Below are 23,488 nucleotides of genomic sequence, written 5' to 3'. Positions count from 1 at the left end.
TCTAACCGGGACGGCAAGGATCACGGCGAGGGACTGATGGCGTCCTTCGTGCGCCGCCTCCGCCAGCCCATTCCCGGCGCCCAACCGCGGGTCCGCTTCGAAATGCCTCCCGAACTTGAGCACGATGCAACAACCGAGCCCGCCCAGGATGAATCCGACGGTGCGCGCTTCGGTTCCCCCGGCCCGAGGATGTCCGCGCAACATCCGCTGTATGTCGGCTTCATGGGCACGGCCGGCGTCGGCGTCGCCCTCATGCTTTATTACATCGGCACCAGTACCGTCCAACTGTTGTTGTGGATCGTTACGGCCCTATTCATTGCCTTGGGACTTGACCCCGTGGTCCGCTGGCTCGAAGACCGCAAGGTTCCCCGCCCGGCCGGCGTCGTCATCGCCGTCGGAGTTCTCGTTGCCGGAGTGGCGGCGTTTTTCGCCACCCTTATCCCCACCATCGTGGAACAGGTCTCGCAGATCGTGCGGCAGGCTCCCGACTGGATCCGGGGCTTCGTGGATTCGGATTTCTTCCGCTCCCTTGACAGCCAATTCGGCGTCCGCGACAAGATCAGCCAGGAACTCGACAAGTTCGTCAAGAACCCCGACGCCATGGGCGGCATCTTCGGCGGCGTCGTCGGTTTCGGATCCACGGTGGCCAACGGGGTCTTCGGGACGCTGATCGTCCTGGTTCTCAGCCTCTACTTCCTCGGTGCCCTGCCCGCCATGAAGAGATGGGGGTACCGGCTCGCACCACGGTCACGCAGGCCCCGGGTGGAGGCTCTGTCCGAGGAGATCACGCGCTCGGTGGGCAACTATGTGATCGGCCAGGTTTGTGTTGCCTTGCTCAACGCGTTGTTCGCATTCATCGTCATGAGCATCCTGGGCATTCCGTTCAGCGTCCTGCTGGCTTTCGTGGTTGCCCTGCTTGCGTTCATCCCCTTGGTAGGCGGCATGATTGCCGCTGTGGTGGTCATTCTGGTCGCTCTGACCGCCGGCTGGCAGACCGCCGTGATCTACGCCATCTGCTACTTCGCCTATCTGCAGTTCGAGGCGTACTTCATCTCTCCGCGCATCATGCAGAAGGCCGTTGCCGTTCCGGGTGCTGTTGCCGTGATCTCGGTGATCGCGGGCGGCAGCCTACTGGGCGTGCTCGGCGCCTTGATCGCCATCCCGACGGCGGCAGCCATCATGCTGCTGATCAAGGAAGTCTTCATCGTCCGCCAGGACCGCCACTAGGCCGCGACCGTTAGGCCGTCGCCACTGGGCCTGTCCAGTGGCGCGGCAGGCCATCCGGTCCTGCACCGGTTTCCGTCACGTCGTCCACGATCTCGTCCAAGACCCGGGCCGCGTACTTCTCGCCGACCCACAGGTGCTTGGCTCCGTCGATCCCCAAGACCCGGGCCTGAGGCACCAAGCTGAATCGTTGGGCGGCCTCGGCGGGCTGAAGATAGTCGTCGTGTTCCGGAACCAGGACTGTCAGCGGCTTTCCCGAAGCTGCCCATTCCTTCAAGTGCACGTCCGTGGCACGGTGCAGCGGCGGAGACAGCAGGACGGCACCCTCCACTTGGGAAGCCACCGGCTCAACGGCACCGTACATCAAGGCCAGTTCTGTGCCGAACGACCAGCCCACCAGCCAGCGGTTCGGAAGCCCGCGTTCCACCGCGAAGCGAACAGCAGCCTCAACGTCGTACCGCTCACCGATTCCTTCGTCGAACTGCCCCTGGCTGGTACCCCTGGGCGAATGCGTTCCCCGCGTGTTGAAGCGCAGAACCGCGACGCCGGCGAGTGCCGGAAGCCGATAGGACGCCTTCCGGTAGACGTGCGAATCCATGAAGCCGCCGTGCGTCGGCAAGGGATGCAGGGTAATAAGCGTCGCCGAGATCTCGCCGGATTCCGGCAGCGCCAGCTCACCCACAAGCACCTTGCCGTCTTCGGTGAGGAACTCCACGTTTTCGCGGTGGGCCGGCAATACCGTGGATGCCCTGATGTCCGTGGCAGACTCCGGCTGGCTGAAAACGAGGGAAGCGGGATCGAAACTCATGTTTCCAAGCTTAAGTGCTTAGCGGTGGCGTCGTCGTCGTGGTTTCCCCGCTTTTGGCCGCTACCGCAGTCCGGAATTCCCGCCTTTACAGGTATTCAGGGCGGCACTCCGGCCAAAGGTGGGGAGATTCAGCGGGCCAGCCGTATTGCTTAAGTGCTCAGCGGTACCTGTAGGTTCGGCCTGTCCAGCAGTTGTTGTGCCAATGGCGGCGTTCCGCCAATCCCGCGGCATCGCCGAAGAGGTGCGTCTCGGACCACACCACCAGGTGGGCGATTCCGGGCACGATGGCCATCGAACAACCGGGACATATGTAGGTCTTCTCGGCCTTCCGTGCGGTCATGGTCCGGACCATCCAGTCGCCGTCGGGGGCGCTTTCCCTGCGGGCAATGCCCGAACGGGCACGTTCCAGATCCAGTTCCGGCGACTCGCCTGTCCGTTTCCAGCTTGCCTTGGCTGATCCGGTGCGTCGGGGGCGGTTGGAGCGGGGCATGACTCCATTCTGCCCCAGTCGCTAGTTGCGCGCGGCAGGCGTAGTGGCAGAGGAAGTAAAGTGGAGCGGGTGCGACTCGTCATAGCCCGTTGTTCCGTAGATTACGTTGGCCGCCTCAAGGCCCACCTCCCGCTTGCCACCCGGCTTTTGCTCGTCAAATCCGATGGTTCCGTGCTGGTCCACTCCGACGGCGGCTCCTACAAGCCGCTGAACTGGATGAGCCCGCCCGCTACCCTGCGGGTGACGACGCCGGAGGAGACCGAGGTCGAAGAAGGCGTGATGGAGCAGTGGACCGTGCAGTCGGCCAAGACCGATGACCGGCTCATCATCAACATCTACGAGCAACTCCATGACACGTCCCACGACCTCGGAACGGACCCCGGGCTCATCAAGGACGGCGTCGAAGCCGATCTGCAGCGACTGCTCGCCGAGCAGATCGAAACCCTTGGTGCCGGCTATTCGCTCATCCGGCGCGAGTACTTCACTGCCATCGGTCCCGTGGACATCCTCGCCCGGGACGGCGACGGCAGGACAGTCGCCGTCGAACTCAAGCGGCGCGGCGACATCGACGGCGTCGAGCAGCTCACGCGCTACCTTGAGCTGCTCAACCGCGATCCGCTGCTGGCCCCGGTGCGGGGCATTTTCGCCGCCCAGCAGATCAAGCCGCAGGCGAAAGTCCTTGCCAACGACCGCGGAATCGACTGCATCACCCTGGACTATGACGCGATGCGCGGCGTAGACGACAGCGAGTCGCGCTTGTTCTAGGTGTCCTGGCCGTCATCCCGGGTAAACCGGGTAAATCGGGTCAGGCGCGGGCCCCGGCAACTAGAATCAAAGCATGACTGTCCCAGACCGGCCTGTATCTTCGTCTGCGCCTGTGCGCCACCTAATTACCGGAACCATCGTCAGCGACGGTGTGGTGATCGAAGACGGCCTGGTGGCGGTGGAGGACGACCGCATCGCCTTCGCCGGGCCGGCCGCCGAATTCCACGAAGCAGCCTTCGAAGGGTTCGAGGAAACTCCCCGGACCGATTTCCCTGCTGAGCGGTACATCGTTCCCGGGTTCGTGGATGTGCACTGCCATGGCGGCAACGGAGGCGACTTTCCCGGAGCCGATGAATCCTCGGCACGCAAAGCCATCGATTTCCTGCACCGCTCCGGGACCACCACGCTCCTCGCCAGCATGGTCACAGCGCCCCGGGAGGACCTGCTCCGCGGCATCGAGCTTTTCGTTCGCTTGGCCGATGAAGGACTCGTAGCGGGAATCCACCTGGAGGGGCCTTTCCTCTCCCGTGCCCGCTGCGGTGCGCAGAACCCCGCCTATCTGCTGGAGCCGGACCTGGACCTCATGACCGAGCTGGTTGAAGCCGCTGCCGGCAAGCTCGCCACCATGACCTACGCCCCCGAGCTTCCCGGCGCCGCGGCGCTCGTGGACCTGATGACGTTCCACGGAGTGACGCCGTCTCTCGGCCACACGGATTGCGACGACGCGACGGCGGCCGCCTCCCTGACTGCGGCGCGCGAGGGCTTGGAATCCGCTGGTTTCGACGGCGTCAGCTCCTTGCCGACTGTCACGCACTTGTTCAATGGCATGCCTCCCATGCACCACCGCTCCCCCGGCCCCGTCGCTGCCTCCCTGCGCACGGCCCAGGAGGGCAAGGCCGTGGTGGAACTGATAGCGGACGGCACCCACCTTGACCCGAGCACCGTCGCAACCGTTTTTCAGCTGGTAGGCGCCGCAAACGTTGTCCTCGTGACCGATTCAATGGCGGCGGCGGGACTCTCCGACGGAAACTACATGCTGGGCCCCTCTCCGGTAACCGTGACGGACGGCGTCGCTACCTTGGATGCCACCGGGTCCATCGCCGGTGGCACTGCCACCATGCTCGACGTCGTCAGGCGCACCGTTGCGGCCGGCGTCGGGCTCGCCGACGCGGTTGCCTCGGCGACTGCGGTTCCCGCCGCGGTCCTGGGGCTCTCCGATGAACTCGGCGGCCTTCGCCGGGGCCTGCGGGCCGATCTCGTCGTCGTGGACAGGGAGCTTCAACTCGCGGGTGTATTGCGCAATGGTGATTGGCTGGCTTAGGGGGATTGGCTCATCCAGGCCGAATTTGCAGGCTCCCAATGGCGCATCCAGTGACGGGCGCGCTTTCTTCCGTTACCTTCTTTTTACTTAAAATTTGTCCGAATTCCCCAGCAGACCGTTGACCTCCAGTATTCGCCATGAAAGTGTTGTAGCAGTCTTTGTGTAGGTGTGATTCATGCTCGCAAGACGTGTTGCGAGCGTGAAGCTCCTGCGAAGCCAACCAAGCCTTGCTTGGACGGAAAACCAGGTCTTCTCGCGGAGTAACCAAGGCCGGCACGCGGTGTGCCGGACTTAAAAGTTCCACAATGAGGAGAAACAAAATGGCACTGGGCACCGTCAAGTGGTTCAACGCTGAAAAGGGCTTCGGCTTCATTACCCCGGACGACGCAGAAGGCGACGTCTTTGTCCACTACTCCGAGATCCAGACCGGCGGATTCCGCACCCTCGACGAGAACCAGCGTGTTCAGTTCGAGATCGGTCAGGGCGCAAAGGGCCCGCAGGCCACCGGCGTCACCGCCGTCTAGTTTGACTGCTTGAATTCTGCCTGGCAGGTTCAGGGAAGGGGTTCCGCACAGGACGCGGGACCCCTTTCCCTTTCAGGTAACGAGGGTGCGGAGAAGCCTGGCAGTTTGCCGGACGGACAGCCCCGGCAAATATGCCCGGCTTAGCGCAGCGCCGATCGCGGGAATCTCCAGGCTGTCTTGGTAGTACATATACAAAGTCCTGTACTCCGGCTGGAACTTCGATTTGAAGCGGGCCAAAGAACGGAATCCGTAAACAGGCTCCAAGGTCCTGCCAACGAGGTCGAGAATGCCCGCCAAGCCGGCTTCCCCGCTGGAGAATTCCTCGGTCTCCCCGGCCAAAGGCGAGCCCGAGAGAGAAATGACTTCCACTCCCTGTCGCAACTGGTGGACTGCCGAGGCAATCATGAATTCCATGAGCCCAGGGAAGGCGTCGCTGCGCCGGCGCATGAAGTCCAATGTCCAGCTAATCACTTGGCCGTCACGAAACACCGGAAGCCAACTGGTGACACCATAGACAAACCCTTTGCCGTCGACCGCTATGCAGCAAAGCACTTCATGGTCCATCAGCTCGTCGAGGGAACCCAAGGTAAAGCCCATTTCAGGCATCTTTTTCCTGGCGGCCCACTCTTCCGACACTTCGCCGAGCTGGGAACGTATGTGTTGCGGGAACTCCGAATAGCGCCCCCACCGGGCTTCGACCCCGGCCTTCAGAGCACGGTTCCTGGCCGTGCGGACGTTTTGCCACGCTTTGCCCGTGAACTCAAGGTCGCGGATGGAGAGCCGGGTTTCCTGGGCCACCGCAATTCGGCGAAATCCCGTGGATTGCAGCATCGGCCACAATTCCTCAGTGCAGGAATAGAGGCACGGCACCAATGCATGGTGGGCACAGTAGTCCAGGAATCCCTCGGTCGTGGCAGTGGCCTGTGCGGGATCACCGAACGGACCGGCCAAGGTCAGTGCGACGTTTCCGTGCTGCTGGTAGGCAATTCCGGCGTCCATTCCGGGAGTGAACCAGAACTTGTTCGGCTCCCAGAGCGCCATCCACGACAGGGACTCCCCGCCGCGCTTGACCAGATTCCTGGCCGCCAAGCGGGCCGGATCCTCACCGCCGGGGCCGTGCTGCCGTTTGAGAAGCAGGGTCCACACCGCGGCCATGGCCACAAGCCAGAAAATGATCCCCGACCACGCGAACAATATCGACTCGGCGGCGCTTCGCTCTGCGAACACGCGGCCGAAAGCCGTGGGTATGGGCAAGGGAAGATACTGTCGGGCGAGTTCCGCAATGAGGCCCAGGATGCCGCCGTCGTGCGCCAAACCGCCCGAGCCGAGCCACGCCCCGGTGTAGCCACTCGCCAATATGAGCCACGTACCGCCAACCAGCCACGCCATCTTCCGGCGGAGCGGCGCCCTCGAGCCCACCACAAAGTTGCCCCTGAACACGAAAAGGAGAACCGCCAGGATCAGCGGAACCAGGGCGAGGGTCAGAATGTGGAACACCGCGGAGCCCATGACGACGGTACGGCCCCGTCCTGGAAAATGCGGAATGCTGGCAAACAGCACCAGGTAGGCAAAGGACAGCGCCACCACGCCAAGTTGCACGCTGATGGCGATTTTCAGGGCCAAGCGCCTTCCTTGGCGCATGCCCACCGCACAGATCAGGAGAAGCAACGCGGGTACCACCGCGAGGGCGACGCCGGCGGGCCCGGGATAGCCCTGGCGTCCAAGTTGAAGGCAGCTGATGTCCACGGTTCCACCGCAGTTTGCCTGCAATTGGTTAAGCGTCGGAACAGGGTTCAGGACCATTTCGCGGATCAACGCCAGCGGCCCCGCGGGGCTCCTCACCGCGCCCGCCACTAGTGGCCCGACGCCGAAAATCGCCACCATGAGGGACAGCAGGTTTCGCGTTTCACGCCTGGTCGCCCGGTGGCTCGGTTGAATGCCGTGGTCGAGCTGAAGCCACAGACCGGTCCCCAGTCCGAGCACGGCACCGGTCAAGGCCATGACAGCCGAGGGGTCGCCAACGTACAGGACCAGGAGAAGCGCCAGGGACACAACCGTCGCCCTGAGGCGCCGACGCCACAAAGTCGGGAGAAGGCCACTGGCCGCCATCGCGACGAAGAGGGTTGCCGGGAGGGGCCCGGAGGTCCTGGCATCCATCATCCGTCCCAGCCAGCCGTCGTCGGCGTAGGCTGCCAACTGGACCACCAACAAAAAGGCGGTGACCGTGGCAAACTGCCCGCCAAAGAAGCCCGCCGCTGTGCGGAACCACCCCAGCTTGCGCTCTGAAGAGCCCAGCAGCACGACGAACAACAACGAGGTCATCACATAGTCGAAGGGGTTGGCGGCAAAAAACATCGAAGTCCAGATGGACCACCAGTCCCCCGACTTCAACCCTCCACCGCTCACGCTCGAAAGATGCCGCAACACGTCAGGGCCGTACCCGAGATCGGAGTCGAAGATCGCCGGAGTGAGCAGGTACAGCGCGAGCACAATCACGGTGAAGGGGATCGCGCCGATATGGGCAGCCACGTTGCCCAGGACGGCCCGGGCAAGGGTCGCCGCCATCTTCCGGGCGGGCCTGGCATCTTCGGGGGCATCCGCCTGGTCCTTGGACAATTGGGCTTCCTGGGTACTCATTGGACGAGTCCCCACCGAGGGGCCAGGAATTCCATCGCGGAAGGAAGCTCTTGCACGGCCACGGCCCACGAATGGCCGGCTCCGGAAACCGAAGCGTGCCTGATATCGAACCCGGAAGTGCGGGCGGTTGCCGCCAGCTCGCTGGCGTAACGGACGAATTCGCCGTCTGCGGCCCCGACGGCGAAGAAGCCTGCATGGCCATCATAGTTTCGCTGTCTCATCAGGTTCAACGGCGTGAGGGCGTCGAAAGCGGCAGAGTCCCCGCCAAATGCGGTCTGGATGGTCCGCTGGCGATCGGGGCCAAGCGAAGGCTCCCGCTCTCCCGAGAAGGCGATAAAGGAAGGGTAGATTTCGGGGTGCAGCGTCGTCATCTGCACGGCACAGGTTGCACCGAAGGAGAACCCGCCGACCGCCCACTTCCTTGGGTCGGCGGAAACCTCGAGCGTCGAGTTGATCCAGCGCGGAACATCGATCGCGAGGTAGGTGTCGGCACGTGCGATCCGGCTATCCATGCACATGGTGTTTGCGGTATCGGACCCGTTTGGATCGACCACCACAACGACGGGCGCCATGCCTCCGTGCCGGGCGGCGAAGGTGTTCATGGCCGGTTCAAGGCGGCCGCCGGTCAGCCAATCGGCGGGACGTCCGGGCTGGCCGGCAAACAGGACCAGCACGGGTAGTTGGCTGCGATCAGCGGCTTGATAGGCCGGCGGCAGGTAAACGAAAGCGTCCTGGGCCTTGAAGCCGGATTCGATTCCGGGAATCGATGCCCTGCGGACGAATCCCCCGTCAGGCAGTGACACCGGCAGGGTCCGTGAAAAACCCCTTTTGAACCCTTCCTCAAGCTGGGGGATCCGTCCCACGTTGTGGCCGAAGAGATCAGCCGCCGTGTGGTTGAGCCCGAAGTAGCTGTTGATCTGAAGAGCGGAGAGGAGCAGCACGGCGACGAACGAGACCCCTGCGGCGCTCCTGCCGCGCCACGAGGATCCGGGGAGCCGAAAAGAGAAGAGGGCCAAAGCGAAGAAGGCAAGCGTCGACCAAACAAGGACATCGAAGGGGAGATCCTCCGGGAACACGGTAAGGACGTTGACAAGCAGCCAATGGATGAACGAGACAACTCCACTTGCGACGACAAGCGACAAAACTATGGAAAGCAGCCAGCGCCTGTCTCGTCGCAGGAGGAGGAATGCGCTCCCGGCAATTCCAGCGCCAAGGATGGTCCAATAGAACGGACCATCAACAAGGCTCAGGTTGTACAGGAATTCCACTGTCCTCAGCGCCAGGTGCCGACGCCCACCACAGGGCCGGCTTCCAACCAGGACGACAACCCGGCGTAGGCATCAAATCTCATTGCCAGCATGAACGACTGGCCTTCATGCAGGAGTTCCACTACCACGACGTCGGGCTGAAGCCTCGTCAGTTCTTCCTCCGTTGGCTTCCGTCGACCCAGGAGCTCCAAGGAGCTGCGGCGGAAGCTGTGTTTCGGACGGAAGCTGAGGGAGAGCAGGCGGAACCACTCAAGCTCCGAGTCCTGATAACGACAAACCCCCATCCGCCAGCTGTTTCCAGCCGTGCAAATGGAGGCGTCGACTGTGCCCAGGGCGCGCCGCAAATTGAAGCGGCGCACCCCGACGAGGCACAGTGTAAAAATCAGCAACGCAAACGCCGCTGCCAAGGCGATGAACGGAATAGCAGAATCGTCCATCAAGGTCTTGCTATCGGATCCCCGCAGTAGCTGAATCGCCCAGCTGGGCGTTGTCAGCGACGATCACCACGCGGTTGTTGTCGACGGAGAAGAACCCGCCGTCCACAACTACTGCAAGGCGGTCTCCGGTAACCGGCTCGATGGCCAACTCGCCCGCGGCCAGAATGGCGAGGAGCGGCGAGTGGCCCGGCAGGATCCCGATTTCACCATCGCTGGTGCGGGCCTTGACCATCTTGGCCGCACCGGACCACACGAAGTGGTCCGCTGCGACAATCTCAACCTCGAGCTCAGCCATACTACTTGGTCTGTTCCTGGATCTTGGCCCACTGGCGCTCGACGTCATCCAGGCCGCCGACGTTGAAGAACGCCTGCTCTGCGATGTGGTCCAGCTCGCCGTCGCAAATCGCCGTGAAGCCTTCCACGGTGTCCTTGATGGACACGGTGGAGCCCTCGACGCCGGTGAACTGCTTGGCGGTGTAGGTGTTCTGGGACAGGAACTGCTGGATGCGGCGTGCACGCGACACGACGATCTTGTCCTCTTCGGACAGTTCGTCAACGCCGAGGATGGCGATGATGTCCTGGAGTTCCTTGTTCTTCTGCAGGATCTGCTTCACGCGGACAGCCGTGTTGTAGTGGTCCTTGCCGATGTACTGCGGGTCCAGGATGCGGGACGTCGACGTCAGCGGGTCAACGGCCGGGTACAGACCACGGGAGGCGATTTCACGGGAAAGTTCCGTGGTCGCGTCGAGGTGTGCGAAGGTCGTTGCCGGAGCCGGGTCGGTGTAGTCATCAGCAGGCACGTAGATAGCCTGCATCGACGTGATCGAGTGGCCCTTGGTCGAGGTGATGCGCTCCTGCAGGAGGCCCATCTCGTCGGCGAGGTTCGGCTGGTAACCAACTGCGGACGGCATGCGGCCGAGCAGCGTGGAGACCTCGGAACCGGCCTGGGTGAAGCGGAAGATGTTGTCGATGAAGAGCAGCACGTCCTGGTTCTGCACATCGCGGAAGTACTCCGCCATAGTCAGGGCGGACAGTGCCACGCGCAGACGCGTTCCCGGCGGTTCATCCATCTGGCCGAACACTAGGGCGGTGTCCTTCAGGACGCCGGCCTCTTCCATTTCAACCCAGAGGTCGTTGCCTTCACGGGTACGCTCGCCAACACCGGCGAATACCGAAGTACCACCGAAGTTACGGGCAACACGGGTGATCATTTCCTGGATCAGAACGGTCTTGCCAACACCGGCGCCACCGAACAAGCCGATCTTTCCACCCTTGATGTAGGGGGTGAGAAGGTCGATGACCTTGATACCGGTCTCGAGCATCTCCGTAGAGCCCTCAAGGGACGCGAAGGCCGGAGCCTTGCGGTGGATCGGCCAGTAAGCGTCAGCGTGGATCTCGGACTCGTCAACGTCCAGCGGCTTGCCGAGAACGTTGAAGATGTGGCCCTTCACACCGTCGCCGACAGGCACGGAGATCGGGGCACCGGTGTCCTGCACCGACGTGCCGCGGACGAGTCCGTCGGTGGCCTGCAGGGCGATGGCGCGGACGAGGTTGTCACCCAGGTGCTGGGAGGTCTCGAACGTGATGGTCTTGGTCTCACCGTTGAGAGTGATCTCAGTGGTAAGCGCATGGTAGATCGACGGGATTGCGTCAGCCGGGAATTCGACGTCGACAACCGGGCCAATGACACGGGCAATGCGGCCGGTGGCGCCGGCCGTTGCAGCTACGTGCTCGGTAGCGGTGGCAGTCATCTCTCTCACTTCACTCAGTAGATGGCGTGGGGTTAAGTTTATCTATTTGGTGCAGGTGCAGCTTGCGCCGAACCAGACACCGGCGGCTACGCGCTCAGGGCGTCGGCGCCGGCCACGATTTCGGAAAGCTCCTGCGTGATCTCAGCCTGGCGGGCCGTGTTGCGCAGACGCGTGTACTTCTTGATCAGATCGGTCGCGTTGTCGCCTGCCGACTTCATGGCACGCTGGCGGGCGGCGAGCTCGGAAGCTGCTGCCTGCAGCATTGCTGCGAAGATGCGGGACTCGATGTAACGCGGCAACAGTGCGTCAAGCACCTGTTCCGATTCAGGTTCAAACTCGTACAGCGGCAGAAGCTCGGACTCACTGACTGTCTGCTCTTCAACTTCGAGCGGCAGCAGACGAACAACTGTGGGCTCCTGCGTCACCATCGACTTGAAGCGGGTGTAAACGACGTGGATTTCGTCCACGCCACCCTCAGCGAAGTCGTTGGCGAACTCTTCGAGAAGAGCGGCGCCGATTTCCCTTGCAGTCTTGAATTCCGGTGCGTCCGTTCCGCCGGTCCATACGCGGGAGTACGGACGGCTGCGGAAGTCGAAGTATGCCTGGGCCTTACGGCCAAGCAAGTAGGTCTTGACTTCCTTGCCCTCTGCCCGGAGAAGTTCGTTGAGTCCTTCGGCCTGCTTGAGCACGCTCGCCGAGTAAGAACCAGCCAGGCCACGGTCCGAGGTGATAACCAGGACGGCGGCACGGCGGATCTGCTCCGGCTCGGTGACGAGCGGGTGATCGATTTCGCTCTGGCTTGCGACAGCAGAAACGGCACGGGTGATCGCGTTTGCGTAGGGCAGTGAAGCTGCCAAGCGGGCGCGGGCCTTACCGATGCGCGAGGTAGCGATCAGTTCCATCGCCTTGAAGATCTTGCGCATCGACGTCGTCGAGCTGATCTTCTGGCGGTAGACCCGGATCTGGGCTCCCATACATTTCCTTTCCTAAGATCCCGATGGATCAGCGGCTAAGGCTTTGGCGAAGGCCCCGGGCCTGCGTGCGTCCGCAGGCCCGGGAACCAATGCTCTAGCGCTTCTGCTTGACGATCTTTTCCTGGTCGACTTCGCCGCCGGAGATCGCTTCGTGCTCTTCGTGTCCGGCACCAACCAAGCGGTTGTCGCCTTCGCCGAAGAAGCCCTTCTTGAAGTCGATGATCGAGGACTTCAGCGCTTCAGCGGTGTCGTCGTCCAGAACGTTGGTCTGCGCCAGCGTGGTCAGGATGGAGGACTTGTGCTTGAGGTGCTCAAGGAACTCGGACTCGAAACGGCTGACATCTTCAACCGGGACATCGTCCAGGTAGCCCTTTGTACCGGCCCAGATGGACACAACCTGGTCCTCGACCGGGAACGGCGAGTACTGGCCCTGCTTGAGCAGTTCCATCAGGCGGGCGCCACGGGTCAGCTGCTGGCGTGAAGCAGCGTCAAGGTCGGACGCGAACATCGCGAACGCCTGCATGTCGCGGTACTGTGCCAGGTCCAGCTTCAAGGTACCGGAGACCTTCTTCATGGACTTCACCTGTGCCGCACCACCAACACGGGACACGGACACACCGACGTCAACAGCGGGGCGCTGGTTGGCGTTGAAGAGGTCCGACTGCAGGAAGATCTGGCCATCGGTGATGGAGATGACGTTGGTCGGGATGTAGGCCGAGACGTCGTTCGCCTTGGTTTCGACGATCGGAAGACCGGTCATCGAGCCTGCGCCCAGCTCGTCGGAGAGCTTGGCACAACGCTCCAGCAGACGGGAGTGCAAGTAGAAAACGTCACCCGGGTACGCTTCGCGTCCCGGCGGGCGGCGGAGCAGCAGTGACACTGCACGGTACGCTTCGGCCTGCTTCGACAGGTCATCGAAGATCACCAGTACGTGCTTGCCGCCGTACATCCAGTGCTGGCCGATGGCCGAGCCGGCGTACGGAGCCAAGTACTTGAAGCCGGCGGGGTCGGATGCCGGGGAAGCCACGATGGTGGTGTACTCCAGCGCGCCGTGGTCTTCCAGGGTCTGGCGGACAGCGGCAATGGTGGAAGCCTTCTGGCCGACACCGACGTAAACGCAGCGCACCTGCTTGGTGACATCGCCCGAAGCCCAGTTGGCCTTCTGGTTGATGATGGTGTCCACGGCGATAGCGGTCTTGCCGGTCTGGCGGTCACCGATGATCAGCTGGCGCTGGCCACGGCCGATCGGAATCATGGCGTCGATAGCCTTGAGACCGGTCTGCATGGGCTCGTGCACCGACTTACGCTGGGTCACGCCCGGAGCCTGGAGTTCCAGTGCACGGGTGGTCTCGGCCTTGATCTCGCCGAGGTCATCGATCGGCATGCCCAGCGGGTCAACTACGCGGCCCAGGAAGGCGTCGCCTACCGGGACGGACAGGATTTCACCGGTGCGGTGGACTTCCTGGCCCTCTTCGATACCGGTGAAGTCACCGAGGATGATGACGCCGATTTCGCGGACGTCGAGGTTCTGGGCCAAGCCCAGGGTGCCGTCTTCGAAGCGAAGCAGCTCGTTCGCCATGACCGAGGGAAGGCCCTCAACACGGGCGATGCCGTCACTTGCGGCGGTCACGCGGCCGACCTCTACGCGCTCTGCGTTTCCGGGTTCGTAGGACGCCGCGAACTCGTTCAACGCATTACGGACGTCGTCGGCGTTGATGGTCAATTCGGCCATCTGCAGTCCCTGCTCTCCTGTTTTCGTGATCATCGTTGCTCACGATGACCGGTGTTTGTATCAGTTAAGTTGTGCTTGTCTGGCTAGCCAGCGAGTTGCCGGCGGAGCTCGGACAGACGGGCTACGACGGAAGCGTCAAGCACTTCGTCTCCCACCTGGACCCGGATTCCACCGATCAAAGTCGGATCAACGCTGATGTTGACCTTCAGCTCGCGGCCGTAGAGGGCATCAAGCCCGGCCTGCAGACGGCTGGCCTGCGCATCCGTCAACGGACGGGTAACGCGGACAGTTGCGATCCAACGCTGCTGGCGCTTGGCTGCAAGCTTGGCGAAATTGTCGATGAGCTTGCTCGGCTTGACGCCGCGCGGCTGCGACACGGCCTGGCCAATGAGGAGCTGGGCTTCCGGGCTTGCACCAGGAAGCAGCTTCTCCGCCAGGCTGATCTTGGCCGCAGCACTTGCCTGCGACTCTCCCAGAGCACGTTGTACCTCGTGGCTGGAAGCAACGGTCTGGTTGAAAGCAAACAGATCGTTTTCCAGCTCTTCCAGCCCCGTGATTCCGGAGGCAGAAACGGCCGACTTGTTTTCAGCCACGGCAATGACAACCGTGGCGGCAAGAGTCTCGAGTGCATCGCCGATATCGCGTGCCGATGCCCAGCGCAAGCTGGCCAATCCACTCGCGATTTCCGCAGCATCAGCGGAGACTTTCCCGCCAACCAGCTGCTTGACCAGCGCCGACTTTTCTTCTCCGCTGCGGGAGGGGTCAGTCAGGGCGCGGCGCAAGCCAGCCGAGCTGTCCACCGTTCCCAGGATTCCGAAGAGGTCCTTAGCCAACTGCAGCGAGGCCGTCGGAAGCGTGGCTTCCAACTGCTCCAGCGCCTTGGTCAGCGATTCGCTCGATACACCTGCCATTACTTAGCTGCACCTGCGCTCTGGGTCTCCAGATCTGCGAGGAAGCGGTCCACCACGCGGGCGGCACGCTCGTCATCGCTGAGCGATTCGCCAACGATGCGCTCCGCCAAAGTCGTGGCCAGGGTGCCCACCTCGGAACGCAGGGAGACAACAGCTGCCTGGCGCTCCGATTCGATCTGGGCGTACGCCTGCTCGGTGATGCGTGCCGACTCCGCTGCTGCCTTGGTCTTCAGCTCCGCGAGGATCTGGGCACCTTCGGCTCGAGCTTCTTCGCGGATGCGGTTGGCCTCGGCGCGGGCATCGTGGAGCTGCTGCTTGTACTCTTCGAGAGCTGCAGAAGCTTCAGCCTGGGCCTTTTCAGCCTTGGCAATGCCGCCCTCAATCGCCTCTGCGCGCTCGGCAAAAGTCTTCTCGAACATCGGGACAACAAACTTGACCACGATGTAATAGAGGACCCCGAAGCCGACGAGCACGACGCCCATTTCCCAGAAGTTGGGAACGAGCGGATTAGCCGACTCGGCGGCGCCTTGAGCGGCGGCTGAGATGATCTGCTGATTCATGTTTCACCCGTCCTTATCTACTCGGTTCTGAATGTTCGCTTGGTTCTTAGCGGTTTACTTGAGAACGAAAGCGAAGACCAGGCCGAGGATGGCGAGGGCTTCCGTCAGAGCCAGACCAAGGAACGCGATCGGCTGGAGCACGCGCTGGGCTTCCGGCTGACGTGCAACACCGTTGATGTAAGCAGCAAATACGAGACCCACACCGATACCACCGCCGATTGCGGAGAGACCGTAGCCAATGAGGTTAAGGGAGCCGTTGATATCGCCGTTCATTGTTTTCCTTTCAAGATGCCGCAGTCGCGGCAGGTTGTTTGGTTTGCTTCAACCCCCGAAGGGGAAGATTGAGGGGTTGTGCCTAGTGGCTGTCGGCGTGGAGCGCGCCTTCGATGTAGATCGCAGTCAGAAGGGTGAAGACATAAGCCTGCAGCACCATGATCAGGGCTTCGAGCATGTACATGGCGACGGCGCCAACGAGTACCAGAGCGGATGCGCCCTTGAGAAGGACGTTTTCCTGCATGACGAGGAACTCAATGCCTGAGCCTGCGATCATCACGATGAGGTGCCCCGCCATCATGGTGGCGAAAAGACGGAGGCTGTGGGTGACCGGGCGGACCAAGAAGTTGGAGATGATCTCGATCGGTACGACGATAATCAGGATGGGCCACGGAATACCTGAGGGAACGGTGGCGAGTTTGAAGTACTTCAAACCGTTCTTCTTGATGCCGATGCCGATCCAGGTGACGTACACAACGACTGCGAGCACATAGGCTCCGCCGACGTGCGAGAAGCTCGGAAGCTGGATCACGGGAATGGCGCCGTAGATGTTGTTCACCAGGATGAAGAAGAACAGCGAGAACAAGAGAGGCACGAACTTCATGAAGTCGCGTCCGCCGATGATGTCCTTGGCGATGCTGTTGCGGACGAAGCCGTAGGCCATCTCGCCTGCGAACTGCAGCTTGCCGGGAACCAGCTGCTGCTTGCGTGCAGCGCGAATAAAGAATGTAGCGATAAGGACCACCGACAGGATCACCAGCAACATCTGCTTGGAGAAGCCATCGCTCGCACCCCATGGCAGGATAGCCGGCAGGTGCATTTGGTCGATTCCGGGAGGAGTAAAGGTCCCTGAATCCTGGGCCGGGAGCGCAAGCGCGATCAACGCGTTTCCTCTCTGCAGTGTCCATCATTGGGCGTTGTTGAGGATCCGGCCGCGTTTCTTGCAGCCATTTCCCGTGTGAAATTATTTGGCATTACTGTTCCCGTCCTGGGACGGACCACTGTCTGCTTTGCTTCCACCGGAAGACGAGCGATGACTTGTGAGGCCGTGCATATGGGAAAGATAGAACCCTCCTGCGGCTCCAAGCAGAGCGCCAAGGAGCACAATCCAGCGAGTCCCCCACAGATTATCCAGACCCCAGCCTATCAAACTCCAGACTATGATTCCGCCAACAATGTAGCTGAAGACGGCAATGCCGGCGTTGTATCCGCCGTCGTTTCCGTCGTTCGCTTGCTCAGTGGAATCGCCGGATTTTGCCGCATTGGGTGTGGTGGAGCGTCGCTTGTTCCTAGGAGTGAACATCGTCGCCCCCTTTGTCCGCTGCGGGGTCGTTGTAGATCTGGAGCCGGGCTTTGCTGAAGCCGTAGATTTCGGCGGCTTGCCACGAAACAACCGTGACGACGGCGCCAATCACGAACCAGCGCCCGTGCAGCCATGCGGGGGCGCCCAAGACGAACAGCACCACCGCGAAGCCGACGACCTTGACAAAGTAGCTGGCGACAAAAAGGCCGACCGCGCCGGAGGGGTTATCCCGGCCGACAAAATGGCCGATCAGGAGGCTGATGGCAAAAAATGCCATCACGATCGCCCCGCCGAGTGCGGCAGAAAGCACTCCTACGCCACCGTTCATGACCGCCGCAACAGCCGACGTTGCCGCAAGAGCCGCCAGCGCCGTCGTCGAGCTGAGGAAAAGAAGCCGCAGCCACAGCGAAGGCGTGGAGCGGGGGGCAGCAACGCCGCTCGAGTCGGACTGATGTCCGCCGGCGTTGGAGGTCATGGGGATGCCAATCGTCGTGGCAAAAATGCCAAAGTCTCAAAAAGGGTGGGTGCGCGGGCGAGTGACTGTCCGCCCTAGAATTCTACATGAGATAGAACTGTGATGTTAACGCCCTTGTCACACACCGTCTACTGGGCAGCGCGCCCTTTTCGGACAAAGTACGGCCAGGCCGTCACTCCGGCCATGATCAGCGCGGCCACGATGTCAACGGTGAGGACCATCTGCCAAGGGAAGATGGCAAACGCCAGGCCTCCAAACGCCAGAATGCACGTCCACACGTACATCATGAGCACCGCTGTGCGGTGGGTGTGGCCGAGCTCGATGAGCTTGTGGTGCAAGTGTCCGCGGTCAGCCGACCAGGGCGATTGGCCGCGCGCTGTCCGCCGCAACACCGCCAGGCCGAGGTCCAGCAACGGTAGCGACAGAATCGCGAACGGCAGCAGGATGGGCACGATGGTCGGAATACCGTTGGCGCGGTCATACAGACCTGAGCTGATCTGGCCCGTGGACACCACACCGGCCGAGGCCATCACGAGGCCCAAAAGCATGGCGCCGGAGTCGCCCATGAAGATTTTGGCCGGGAACCAGTTATGCGGCAGGAATCCGATGCAACAACCCACGGTGATGGCCATCAGCAGCGCTGCCAGGTCCGAGCGGTCCGTGAGCGTTGCATTGCGGTGGACCCAATACGCCGTCAGGAAGAATGCGGCCCCGCCAATGGCTGCTACGCCCGCAGCGAGGCCGTCGAGTCCGTCGATGAAGTTGACTGCGTTCATGGTGGTCACAATGGCAAGGGCGGTCAAGACGATCCGCAGCGGTTCCGCCTCAATCCGTATGGGCTCCGGAACAAAGGGAATCACGGACATCTGCACGCCCCAGACCGCAACGATCGTAGCGGCCGTGCATTGGCCGATCAGCTTGACCCACCAGCGGATGTCCATCACGTCGTCGGCAACACCGACCGCGACGATCACAAGGGCACCTGCCAGGATTCCCCATGGCGCACCGTTCCCGTGGAAGATGTCCTTCACGAAGAACGAATTGCTGGCTACCACGAGGGCCACGGCGAAGCCGGCGAAAAGTCCCAGGCCTCCGAGTCGGGAAATTGGCACCGAGTGCATATCCCGGCTGCGGATGGGGGCAAAAAGCCGAAGTTTGTTACCCATCTGGCGGGCTACCCACGTAGCGAGGTACGACACGACGGCAGCCGTGAGCATCATGAGCGAATACATGATCACGTGGCGGCTCCTGTTGGCGGTGGTGGTGGATTCTGTCCCTGGCGACTAGCTGCCGGCACAACACCTGCAACACCTCTGCGCACCGCCGAATATTGCTGTACTACAGTTGGACTCTGTCAAGATACTAGCGGCAACGGCGGCTTTGCTCCGTTTCACGCGCCCCTAGGGCGAGCCGGGAGGACCCTCCCCGCAACTGCCCGGAAGGAACCCTACATGCCTGTCTCCGTTGCCGTAGCGGCCGTCACCTTTGACCGCCCCGGAGAGCTAGCAGTCCTGCTCGACGCCATCAACAAGCAGTCCATGCCCGTGGACACCATTTGCCTCGTGGACAGCGGAACCACCCCTTCGCGGGAGCTTGCGTTAAGCCATCCAAAGGTGGACTACGTCCGCTCGGAGGCGAACCTGGGCGGCGCGGGCGGCTTCGCCCTTGCGATCCTCAAGGCAGTGGCCAGCGGCGCCGATTGGGTATGGATCATGGACGATGACGCCGAACCCGGCGATCCGGCCTGTCTCGAAACCCTGGTCCGGGAAGCGGAGGCCCGCGGACTGGATGCCGTCGTCCCGCTCGTCGTGGCCCCAGGCCACCCGGACAAGCTCTCCTTCTTCTTCCGGATTGACGGCAAGGTGACCCACGAGCGCACCGAAGTCGAGAAGGCGGGGTTCCTGCCCGACGTCGGGCACTTCTTCAACGGTGCGCTCATCCGTTCCAATGTCTTCTTCAAAGTGGGAGTGCCGGATATCCGGCTGTTCATCCGGGGCGATGAGGTCGACTTCATGATCCGCCTCAGGAAAGCGGGGATCCGCTTCGGTACGGTCGCGACGGCGTGGATCACCCACCCGCATGCGTTTTCCGAGACAAAGCACGTCTTCGGCGCGCGCTGGCACGTAATCGTGCCGGATTCAGCGTTCAAGCGCTACTTCTACTACCGCAACCGGGGCTATTTGATCCGCCGCTACCGCCGCGGCAAGTCGATGGTGGCCGACGTCGGAGGCTACTTGGGCTACTTCCTCCCCCGCGGTGACTTCCGCGGGCTCGCGGAATGGTTCCGGGCGTTCTCCGCCGGTTTGCGGGACAAGGGCTTCGGCCCGCTGGAAGACCAGAAGTTCTAACGGCCTACCGGGCGCGGCGTGTTGTTCCTGCCTTGCGGTCCTTGAAGGAGAGCCGACGGCGGACCAGCAGGCCGAGGAGCACCCACGGCTCACCGAAGACCCGGTATGCGACGCGTCCCGGATGCAGGACGAGCCGCCAGGCCCATTCGAGCCCGAGGCGGCCCAGCCAGCGTGGAGCGAGCTTCTGGAGCCCCGCCAGTTGCTCGATGGCGCCGCCGACTGCGCAGTAGACGGCAGGCGGAAGCTCGTCGAGGCGGCGGTGCAGGACCGATTCCTGCAACGGCATTCCAAGGCCAAGAAGCACTAGCTGCGGGCGGAATTCCGCGAGCCAGGCGACGACGGCCTCTTCGCTGGCATCGTCCCAATTCTCACCGGGGCGCCCGGAGACCTCGGCGCCAGGCACGATCTTGCGGAGGAGATCCACCGTCTTGCTGTTGGCCTCGGGGCCGGCGCCGACGACGGCGATCCGGCGGAGTCCTTCGACGCCGCCGAGTGCCGGCACCCAGTCAGTGGATCCCAAACGGTATTCCATCAACCCCGCGGCTTCGCCGCGTGAACCTCCGCGGCGACCAAGTCCCCAGAGCATGGCGACAGGCGCACCGTCCATCAGCACCACATCGCTGCGTTCATAGAGACGGCGGAAGTCCGGGCTCGAATGAAACAACGTGACGCTGTGCAGGTTGTGCCCGAGGACAACCTTGGTGGTGCCATCCGAAACGTACCCGCTGATGGCCTCGATAAGTTCGTCGGTGCATAGTGCCGTGACGTCTACGTCCAGAAGGGGAACACGATCCCGGACCAGGCTCATTCGGTCCTGGTCTCCGTGCGAACCGGGGTCTCCGTGCGAACCGGGGTCTCGGCCTGATCGTCCGGGGCCGTCTCCGGTTCCGCGGCCGCTTCAGGCGCGGTTTCAGTCACAGCCGCGGTTTCAATCTCCGACGCCGGTTCTGGCGCGGTTTCTCCCAAGGCAAGCACCCCTGGAACAACCCCGCGGAGGCGTTCCAGGGAAATGGCACCATCGCGGACCACGCGGAGCGGCAAGGTGGTGGCGTCGACAATCGTGGACGCTACGGACTCGGTTCCCTCGACGGGCCGGAAACCGCCTTCAAGGTAAACTTCGACCGATTCAGCAAGCTGGGTCCGCGCCTCGGCGGCTGTCTGCGCGGCCGCTTGACCGGTGCGATTGGCCGAGGACACCGCCAGCGGGCCGGTGCGGTTGAGCAGTTCGAGCGCAATTTCGTCGTCGGGCATCCGCAGGGCCACGGTTCCGCGGGTCTCCCCCAGGTCCCAATCCAGAGACGGCTGGGCGTGGAAGATCAGCGTCAGGCCGCCGGGCCAGAAGGCTTCTGCCAGTTTGCGGGCTTCTTCCGATACATCGGTTGCCAGCCCGTCCAGCGCATTGAGCCGCGGGATCAGCACGGGGGGCGGCATATGGCGGCCACGGCCCTTCGAGACAAGCAGCATGGTCACGGCCTGCGGCGAGAACGCGTCGGCGGCAATGCCGTAGACGGTGTCCGTCGGCATGACGACACACTTTTTCTCGCTGATGGCGCGCTGCGCATGCTCCAGGCCTTCGGCGCGTTGTTCCTCTGACGTGCAGTTGTAGCTTGTGGTCACAGCGCTATTCTTTCATTTCCCGGAGGCAGCGATTGCCAACACTGCGCTCGTGGCACGTTCCTTGCCGTTGAGATCGAGGTGGGTGGTGACCTGCGTCCAGCAGCCGGCAGTCTTTAGATGTGCGGAAATCCACCTTGCCTGCACCTCGGCGTGCTCCATCACGAAGAAGCCGCCGCCCTTGAGGAGCCGGGCAGCCGAGGCGGCGGCCGCCGTCGGCAGCTCCATGCCGTCTGCTCCCCCGCCGTATAGCGCCTCCGGCGGATCGTGCAGTGCCACTTCAGGTTCGTTCGGGATTGCTTCAGCGGGGATGTACGGCGGATTGGAAACGACGACGTCGAAAGTTCCGTCGTGTTCGGGCAAGGCATTGCGGAGGTCGCCCTGCACGAGCTTCACCCCGAGGGGCTTCAGGTTCTTGGTGGCCCAGGCATGGGCGAACGTGCTGAATTCGACGGCATGGACCTCGGCCCCGGGCACTTCGTGGGCGATCGAAGCAGCAATGGCGCCGGAGCCGGTGCCAAGATCAACCACTTTGGGGTGATTGAGTACCTGGAGGTGGTCGATAACGAGTTGGACCACGGATTCCGTTTCCGGCCGCGGAATGAACACGCCCGGGCCCACGGCGAGCGTGAGGTAGCGGAAGTGCGCGACGCCGGTGATGTGCTGGAGCGGAACGCGCTGTGCCCGCTCGGCCACCAGATCCGCGTAGCCATCCGGGGCGGCGGAATCACCAAGCAGCATGGCGCGCAGGCGGCCGAGGCCGACACCCAGGAGATGTTCCGCGAGGAGTTCCGCGTCCACGCGCGGAGTGGGGACTCCGGCGTCGGACAGGATGGCTGTTGCCTCGCGGACGGCGTCGGCGAGGCTTTGGCCCGGAAAGAGCGTCATGAAGATCCTTGCAGGCTGTTACTCGCCCAGGGCATCCAGGCGCGACTGTTCATCCATCTCGATGGCCGATTGGATGACCGGTTCCAGGTCACCGTTCATGACGGCGTCGAGGTTGTAGGCCTTGTAGCCGGTACGGTGGTCGGCAATCCGGTTTTCCGGGAAGTTGTACGTGCGGATGCGCTCGGAACGGTCCATGGTGCGGATCTGCGACTTGCGCTGGGCAGAGTTCTCGGCGTCGATCTGCTCCTGCTGGTGGGCCAGGATACGGGCACGGAGGACGCGCATGCCGGCTTCACGGTTCTGGAGCTGGGATTTTTCGTTCTGCATGGCCACCACGATGCCCGTCGGCAGGTGGGTGATGCGGACTGCCGAGTCCGTGGTGTTGACGGACTGGCCGCCAGGACCCGAGGACCGGTAGACGTCGATCTTGAGGTCGTTCTGGTTGATTTCGAGCTCTTCGGGCTCATCCACTTCCGGAAGGACGAGCACACCGGCCGCGGAAGTGTGGATGCGGCCCTGCGACTCGGTGACGGGAACACGCTGGACGCGGTGCACGCCGCCTTCGAACTTCAAGCGGGCATAGACGCCCTCCGCGGGATCGTTCGAGTTGCCCTTGACGGCCATCTGGACGTCCTTGTAGCCGCCCAGGTCCGATTCCGTGGCCGAGATGAGCTCGGTCTTCCAGCCGCGCGACTCCGCATAACGCATGTACATGCGCAGCAGGTCTCCGGCGAAGAGCGCAGCTTCGTCGCCGCCTTCGCCGCCTTTGACCTCAAGAATGACGTTGCGGGCGTCGTCGGGATCGCGCGGAATCAGCAACCGACGCAATTTCTCCTGGGCTGCCGGAAGCTTCGCCTCGATTTCGTCTACCTCGGCAGCAAATTCGGCGTCCTCGGAAGCCATTTCCTTGGCCGCTTCAAGATCGTCCATGAGCCCGTGCCAACGGTTGTACGCCTCCACGATGCCCTGCAACTGGGCAGACCGCCGCCCCAACTTGCGGGCCATGGCCTGGTCGGCATAAACAGCAGGATCACTCAACTGCGCCTGGATAGCAGCATGCTCATCAAGCAATCCCTGTACGGACTCAAACATTTCAAAACCTCTTTCGACTTCTACAAGTCTAATAACTGCAACGCGGGGTCACTTACGGCCCATTCCGAGGGTCCGGATGGGCCGTAAGTGACC

The 23,488-nt window shown here is 62.6% G+C and carries 24 protein-coding genes and 1 pseudogene; 5 read left to right on the top strand and 20 right to left on the bottom strand.

What is annotated here, in order from left to right:
- Positions 1–36 precede the first annotated feature (36 nt).
- A complete protein-coding gene (locus tag ABD742_RS06730) occupies positions 37–1,227 on the top strand; it encodes an AI-2E family transporter (protein ID WP_234748624.1) in 1,191 nt (396 codons plus the stop codon).
- 10 nt (positions 1,228–1,237) lie between these two features.
- Here the strand turns inward: ABD742_RS06730 and ABD742_RS06725 are convergent, their stop codons facing one another.
- Both ABD742_RS06725 and ABD742_RS06720 read right to left on the bottom strand, forming a co-directional pair.
- Positions 1,238–2,032: an alpha/beta hydrolase gene (locus ABD742_RS06725; RefSeq protein ID WP_234747838.1), complete on the bottom strand. Its 795-nt coding sequence runs from the start codon at positions 2,030–2,032 to the stop codon at positions 1,238–1,240.
- A gap of 157 nt (positions 2,033–2,189) precedes the next feature.
- The gene (locus tag ABD742_RS06720; RefSeq protein ID WP_234747840.1) at positions 2,190–2,522 is read right to left on the bottom strand and encodes an ATP/GTP-binding protein; all 333 of its coding nucleotides are present in this window, start codon (positions 2,520–2,522) and stop codon (positions 2,190–2,192) included.
- A 69-nt stretch (positions 2,523–2,591) separates the two neighbouring features.
- Between ABD742_RS06720 and nucS the strand changes: the two genes are divergently transcribed.
- The 3 genes from nucS (at position 2,592) to ABD742_RS06705 (ending at position 5,132) form a co-directional block, all read left to right on the top strand.
- Complete coding sequence (gene nucS, locus ABD742_RS06715; protein WP_234747843.1) at positions 2,592–3,287, top strand: endonuclease NucS; 696 nt, start codon at positions 2,592–2,594, stop codon at positions 3,285–3,287.
- Between the two features lie 73 nt (positions 3,288–3,360).
- The gene (gene nagA, locus ABD742_RS06710) at positions 3,361–4,608 is read left to right on the top strand and encodes an N-acetylglucosamine-6-phosphate deacetylase (RefSeq protein WP_234747846.1); all 1,248 of its coding nucleotides are present in this window, start codon (positions 3,361–3,363) and stop codon (positions 4,606–4,608) included.
- A 320-nt stretch (positions 4,609–4,928) separates the two neighbouring features.
- Positions 4,929–5,132, top strand: a complete 204-nt coding sequence (locus ABD742_RS06705) for a cold-shock protein (RefSeq protein ID WP_028264741.1) — start codon at positions 4,929–4,931, stop codon at positions 5,130–5,132.
- A 72-nt stretch (positions 5,133–5,204) separates the two neighbouring features.
- Here ABD742_RS06705 and ABD742_RS06700 read toward each other — a convergent pair whose 3' ends face one another.
- From ABD742_RS06700 to ABD742_RS06635, 14 genes and pseudogenes are all read right to left on the bottom strand, one after another.
- Positions 5,205–7,697 carry a bifunctional lysylphosphatidylglycerol flippase/synthetase MprF gene (locus ABD742_RS06700; RefSeq protein ID WP_234748625.1) on the bottom strand — a complete coding sequence of 831 codons (2,493 nt, stop codon included), beginning with the start codon at positions 7,695–7,697 and terminating at the stop codon, positions 5,205–5,207.
- 68 nt (positions 7,698–7,765) lie between these two features.
- Complete coding sequence (locus ABD742_RS06695) at positions 7,766–9,037, bottom strand: alpha/beta hydrolase (protein WP_234747849.1); 1,272 nt, start codon at positions 9,035–9,037, stop codon at positions 7,766–7,768.
- 5 nt (positions 9,038–9,042) lie between these two features.
- Entirely contained in the window at positions 9,043–9,474 is a 432-nt protein-coding gene (locus ABD742_RS06690) for a DUF2550 domain-containing protein (RefSeq protein ID WP_234747851.1), read from the bottom strand.
- 10 nt (positions 9,475–9,484) lie between these two features.
- Entirely contained in the window at positions 9,485–9,769 is a 285-nt protein-coding gene (locus tag ABD742_RS06685; protein ID WP_059387616.1) for a F0F1 ATP synthase subunit epsilon, read from the bottom strand.
- A gap of 1 nt (position 9,770) precedes the next feature.
- Complete coding sequence (atpD, locus tag ABD742_RS06680; protein ID WP_234747854.1) at positions 9,771–11,225, bottom strand: F0F1 ATP synthase subunit beta; 1,455 nt, start codon at positions 11,223–11,225, stop codon at positions 9,771–9,773.
- Between the two features lie 86 nt (positions 11,226–11,311).
- On the bottom strand, positions 11,312–12,199 hold the full coding sequence (locus tag ABD742_RS06675) for a F0F1 ATP synthase subunit gamma (RefSeq protein ID WP_234747857.1): 888 nt from the start codon (positions 12,197–12,199) through the stop codon (positions 11,312–11,314).
- A 94-nt stretch (positions 12,200–12,293) separates the two neighbouring features.
- Positions 12,294–13,931 carry a F0F1 ATP synthase subunit alpha gene (atpA, locus tag ABD742_RS06670; protein WP_234748626.1) on the bottom strand — a complete coding sequence of 546 codons (1,638 nt, stop codon included), beginning with the start codon at positions 13,929–13,931 and terminating at the stop codon, positions 12,294–12,296.
- A gap of 83 nt (positions 13,932–14,014) precedes the next feature.
- Positions 14,015–14,842, bottom strand: coding sequence for a F0F1 ATP synthase subunit delta (locus ABD742_RS06665; RefSeq protein WP_234747860.1), 828 nt, complete (start codon positions 14,840–14,842; stop codon positions 14,015–14,017).
- Positions 14,842–15,402: a F0F1 ATP synthase subunit B gene (locus tag ABD742_RS06660; RefSeq protein ID WP_234747862.1), complete on the bottom strand. Its 561-nt coding sequence runs from the start codon at positions 15,400–15,402 to the stop codon at positions 14,842–14,844. Before ABD742_RS06660 ends, ABD742_RS06665 begins: the two co-directional genes overlap by 1 nt.
- 54 nt (positions 15,403–15,456) lie before the next feature.
- Positions 15,457–15,675 carry an ATP synthase F0 subunit C gene (atpE, locus tag ABD742_RS06655; protein ID WP_028264751.1) on the bottom strand — a complete coding sequence of 73 codons (219 nt, stop codon included), beginning with the start codon at positions 15,673–15,675 and terminating at the stop codon, positions 15,457–15,459.
- 82 nt (positions 15,676–15,757) lie between these two features.
- The gene (gene atpB, locus ABD742_RS06650; RefSeq protein WP_234747864.1) at positions 15,758–16,558 is read right to left on the bottom strand and encodes a F0F1 ATP synthase subunit A; all 801 of its coding nucleotides are present in this window, start codon (positions 16,556–16,558) and stop codon (positions 15,758–15,760) included.
- Between the two features lie 81 nt (positions 16,559–16,639).
- Positions 16,640–16,900 (bottom strand): annotated as a pseudogene (locus ABD742_RS06645) (hypothetical protein); the annotation flags it as partial.
- A 64-nt stretch (positions 16,901–16,964) separates the two neighbouring features.
- Positions 16,965–17,453 carry a Cg1360 family ATP-synthase-associated protein gene (locus ABD742_RS06640; protein ID WP_234747866.1) on the bottom strand — a complete coding sequence of 163 codons (489 nt, stop codon included), beginning with the start codon at positions 17,451–17,453 and terminating at the stop codon, positions 16,965–16,967.
- A 128-nt stretch (positions 17,454–17,581) separates the two neighbouring features.
- On the bottom strand, positions 17,582–18,691 hold the full coding sequence (locus ABD742_RS06635) for an MraY family glycosyltransferase (protein ID WP_234747868.1): 1,110 nt from the start codon (positions 18,689–18,691) through the stop codon (positions 17,582–17,584).
- A 213-nt stretch (positions 18,692–18,904) separates the two neighbouring features.
- On the opposite strand from ABD742_RS06635, the gene ABD742_RS06630 reads away from it, so the two are divergent.
- A complete protein-coding gene (locus ABD742_RS06630; protein ID WP_234747870.1) occupies positions 18,905–19,801 on the top strand; it encodes a glycosyltransferase in 897 nt (298 codons plus the stop codon).
- A gap of 4 nt (positions 19,802–19,805) precedes the next feature.
- On the opposite strand, the gene ABD742_RS06625 is transcribed toward ABD742_RS06630, so the two are convergent.
- Genes ABD742_RS06625 through prfA form a run of 4 tightly spaced genes read right to left on the bottom strand, consistent with a single transcriptional unit; the run spans position 19,806 to position 23,395 of the window.
- Positions 19,806–20,609: a WecB/TagA/CpsF family glycosyltransferase gene (locus tag ABD742_RS06625; RefSeq protein WP_234747873.1), complete on the bottom strand. Its 804-nt coding sequence runs from the start codon at positions 20,607–20,609 to the stop codon at positions 19,806–19,808.
- Entirely contained in the window at positions 20,606–21,418 is an 813-nt protein-coding gene (locus ABD742_RS06620) for an L-threonylcarbamoyladenylate synthase (RefSeq protein ID WP_234747879.1), read from the bottom strand. The genes ABD742_RS06625 and ABD742_RS06620 overlap by 4 nt, the downstream gene beginning before the upstream one ends.
- A gap of 12 nt (positions 21,419–21,430) precedes the next feature.
- Positions 21,431–22,303: a peptide chain release factor N(5)-glutamine methyltransferase gene (gene prmC / locus ABD742_RS06615; RefSeq protein WP_234747881.1), complete on the bottom strand. Its 873-nt coding sequence runs from the start codon at positions 22,301–22,303 to the stop codon at positions 21,431–21,433.
- Between the two features lie 18 nt (positions 22,304–22,321).
- A complete protein-coding gene (prfA, locus tag ABD742_RS06610) occupies positions 22,322–23,395 on the bottom strand; it encodes a peptide chain release factor 1 (protein WP_234747883.1) in 1,074 nt (357 codons plus the stop codon).
- Between the last annotated feature and the right edge of the window lie 93 nt (positions 23,396–23,488).

The organism is Arthrobacter ramosus (assembly GCF_039535095.1).
Taxonomy (GTDB): Bacteria; Actinomycetota; Actinomycetes; order Actinomycetales; family Micrococcaceae; genus Arthrobacter; species Arthrobacter ramosus.
The sequence above is the reverse complement of the archived record's forward strand: the minus strand, read 5'-3'. Positions and strand labels throughout refer to the sequence as shown.

Bases quoted from the DNA above. Each gene is read 5' to 3' on its own strand.
- ABD742_RS06730 (WP_234748624.1), top strand. From the start codon at position 37: ATGGCGTCCTTCGTGCGCCGCCTCCGCCAGCCCATTCCCGGCGCCCAA.
- ABD742_RS06725 (WP_234747838.1), bottom strand. From the start codon at position 2,032: ATGAGTTTCGATCCCGCTTCCCTCGTTTTCAGCCAGCCGGAGTCTGCC.
- ABD742_RS06720 (WP_234747840.1), bottom strand. From the start codon at position 2,522: ATGCCCCGCTCCAACCGCCCCCGACGCACCGGATCAGCCAAGGCAAGC.
- nagA (WP_234747846.1), top strand. From the start codon at position 3,361: ATGACTGTCCCAGACCGGCCTGTATCTTCGTCTGCGCCTGTGCGCCAC.
- ABD742_RS06705 (WP_028264741.1), top strand. From the start codon at position 4,929: ATGGCACTGGGCACCGTCAAGTGGTTCAACGCTGAAAAGGGCTTCGGC.
- ABD742_RS06700 (WP_234748625.1), bottom strand. From the start codon at position 7,697: ATGGCGGCGACCCTTGCCCGGGCCGTCCTGGGCAACGTGGCTGCCCAT.
- ABD742_RS06690 (WP_234747851.1), bottom strand. From the start codon at position 9,474: ATGGACGATTCTGCTATTCCGTTCATCGCCTTGGCAGCGGCGTTTGCG.
- ABD742_RS06685 (WP_059387616.1), bottom strand. From the start codon at position 9,769: ATGGCTGAGCTCGAGGTTGAGATTGTCGCAGCGGACCACTTCGTGTGG.
- atpD (WP_234747854.1), bottom strand. From the start codon at position 11,225: ATGACTGCCACCGCTACCGAGCACGTAGCTGCAACGGCCGGCGCCACC.
- ABD742_RS06675 (WP_234747857.1), bottom strand. From the start codon at position 12,199: ATGGGAGCCCAGATCCGGGTCTACCGCCAGAAGATCAGCTCGACGACG.
- atpA (WP_234748626.1), bottom strand. From the start codon at position 13,931: ATGGCCGAATTGACCATCAACGCCGACGACGTCCGTAATGCGTTGAAC.
- ABD742_RS06665 (WP_234747860.1), bottom strand. From the start codon at position 14,842: ATGGCAGGTGTATCGAGCGAATCGCTGACCAAGGCGCTGGAGCAGTTG.
- ABD742_RS06660 (WP_234747862.1), bottom strand. From the start codon at position 15,402: ATGAATCAGCAGATCATCTCAGCCGCCGCTCAAGGCGCCGCCGAGTCG.
- atpE (WP_028264751.1), bottom strand. From the start codon at position 15,675: ATGAACGGCGATATCAACGGCTCCCTTAACCTCATTGGCTACGGTCTC.
- ABD742_RS06640 (WP_234747866.1), bottom strand. From the start codon at position 17,453: ATGACCTCCAACGCCGGCGGACATCAGTCCGACTCGAGCGGCGTTGCT.
- ABD742_RS06630 (WP_234747870.1), top strand. From the start codon at position 18,905: ATGCCTGTCTCCGTTGCCGTAGCGGCCGTCACCTTTGACCGCCCCGGA.
- ABD742_RS06625 (WP_234747873.1), bottom strand. From the start codon at position 20,609: ATGAGCCTGGTCCGGGATCGTGTTCCCCTTCTGGACGTAGACGTCACG.
- prmC (WP_234747881.1), bottom strand. From the start codon at position 22,303: ATGACGCTCTTTCCGGGCCAAAGCCTCGCCGACGCCGTCCGCGAGGCA.
- prfA (WP_234747883.1), bottom strand. From the start codon at position 23,395: ATGTTTGAGTCCGTACAGGGATTGCTTGATGAGCATGCTGCTATCCAG.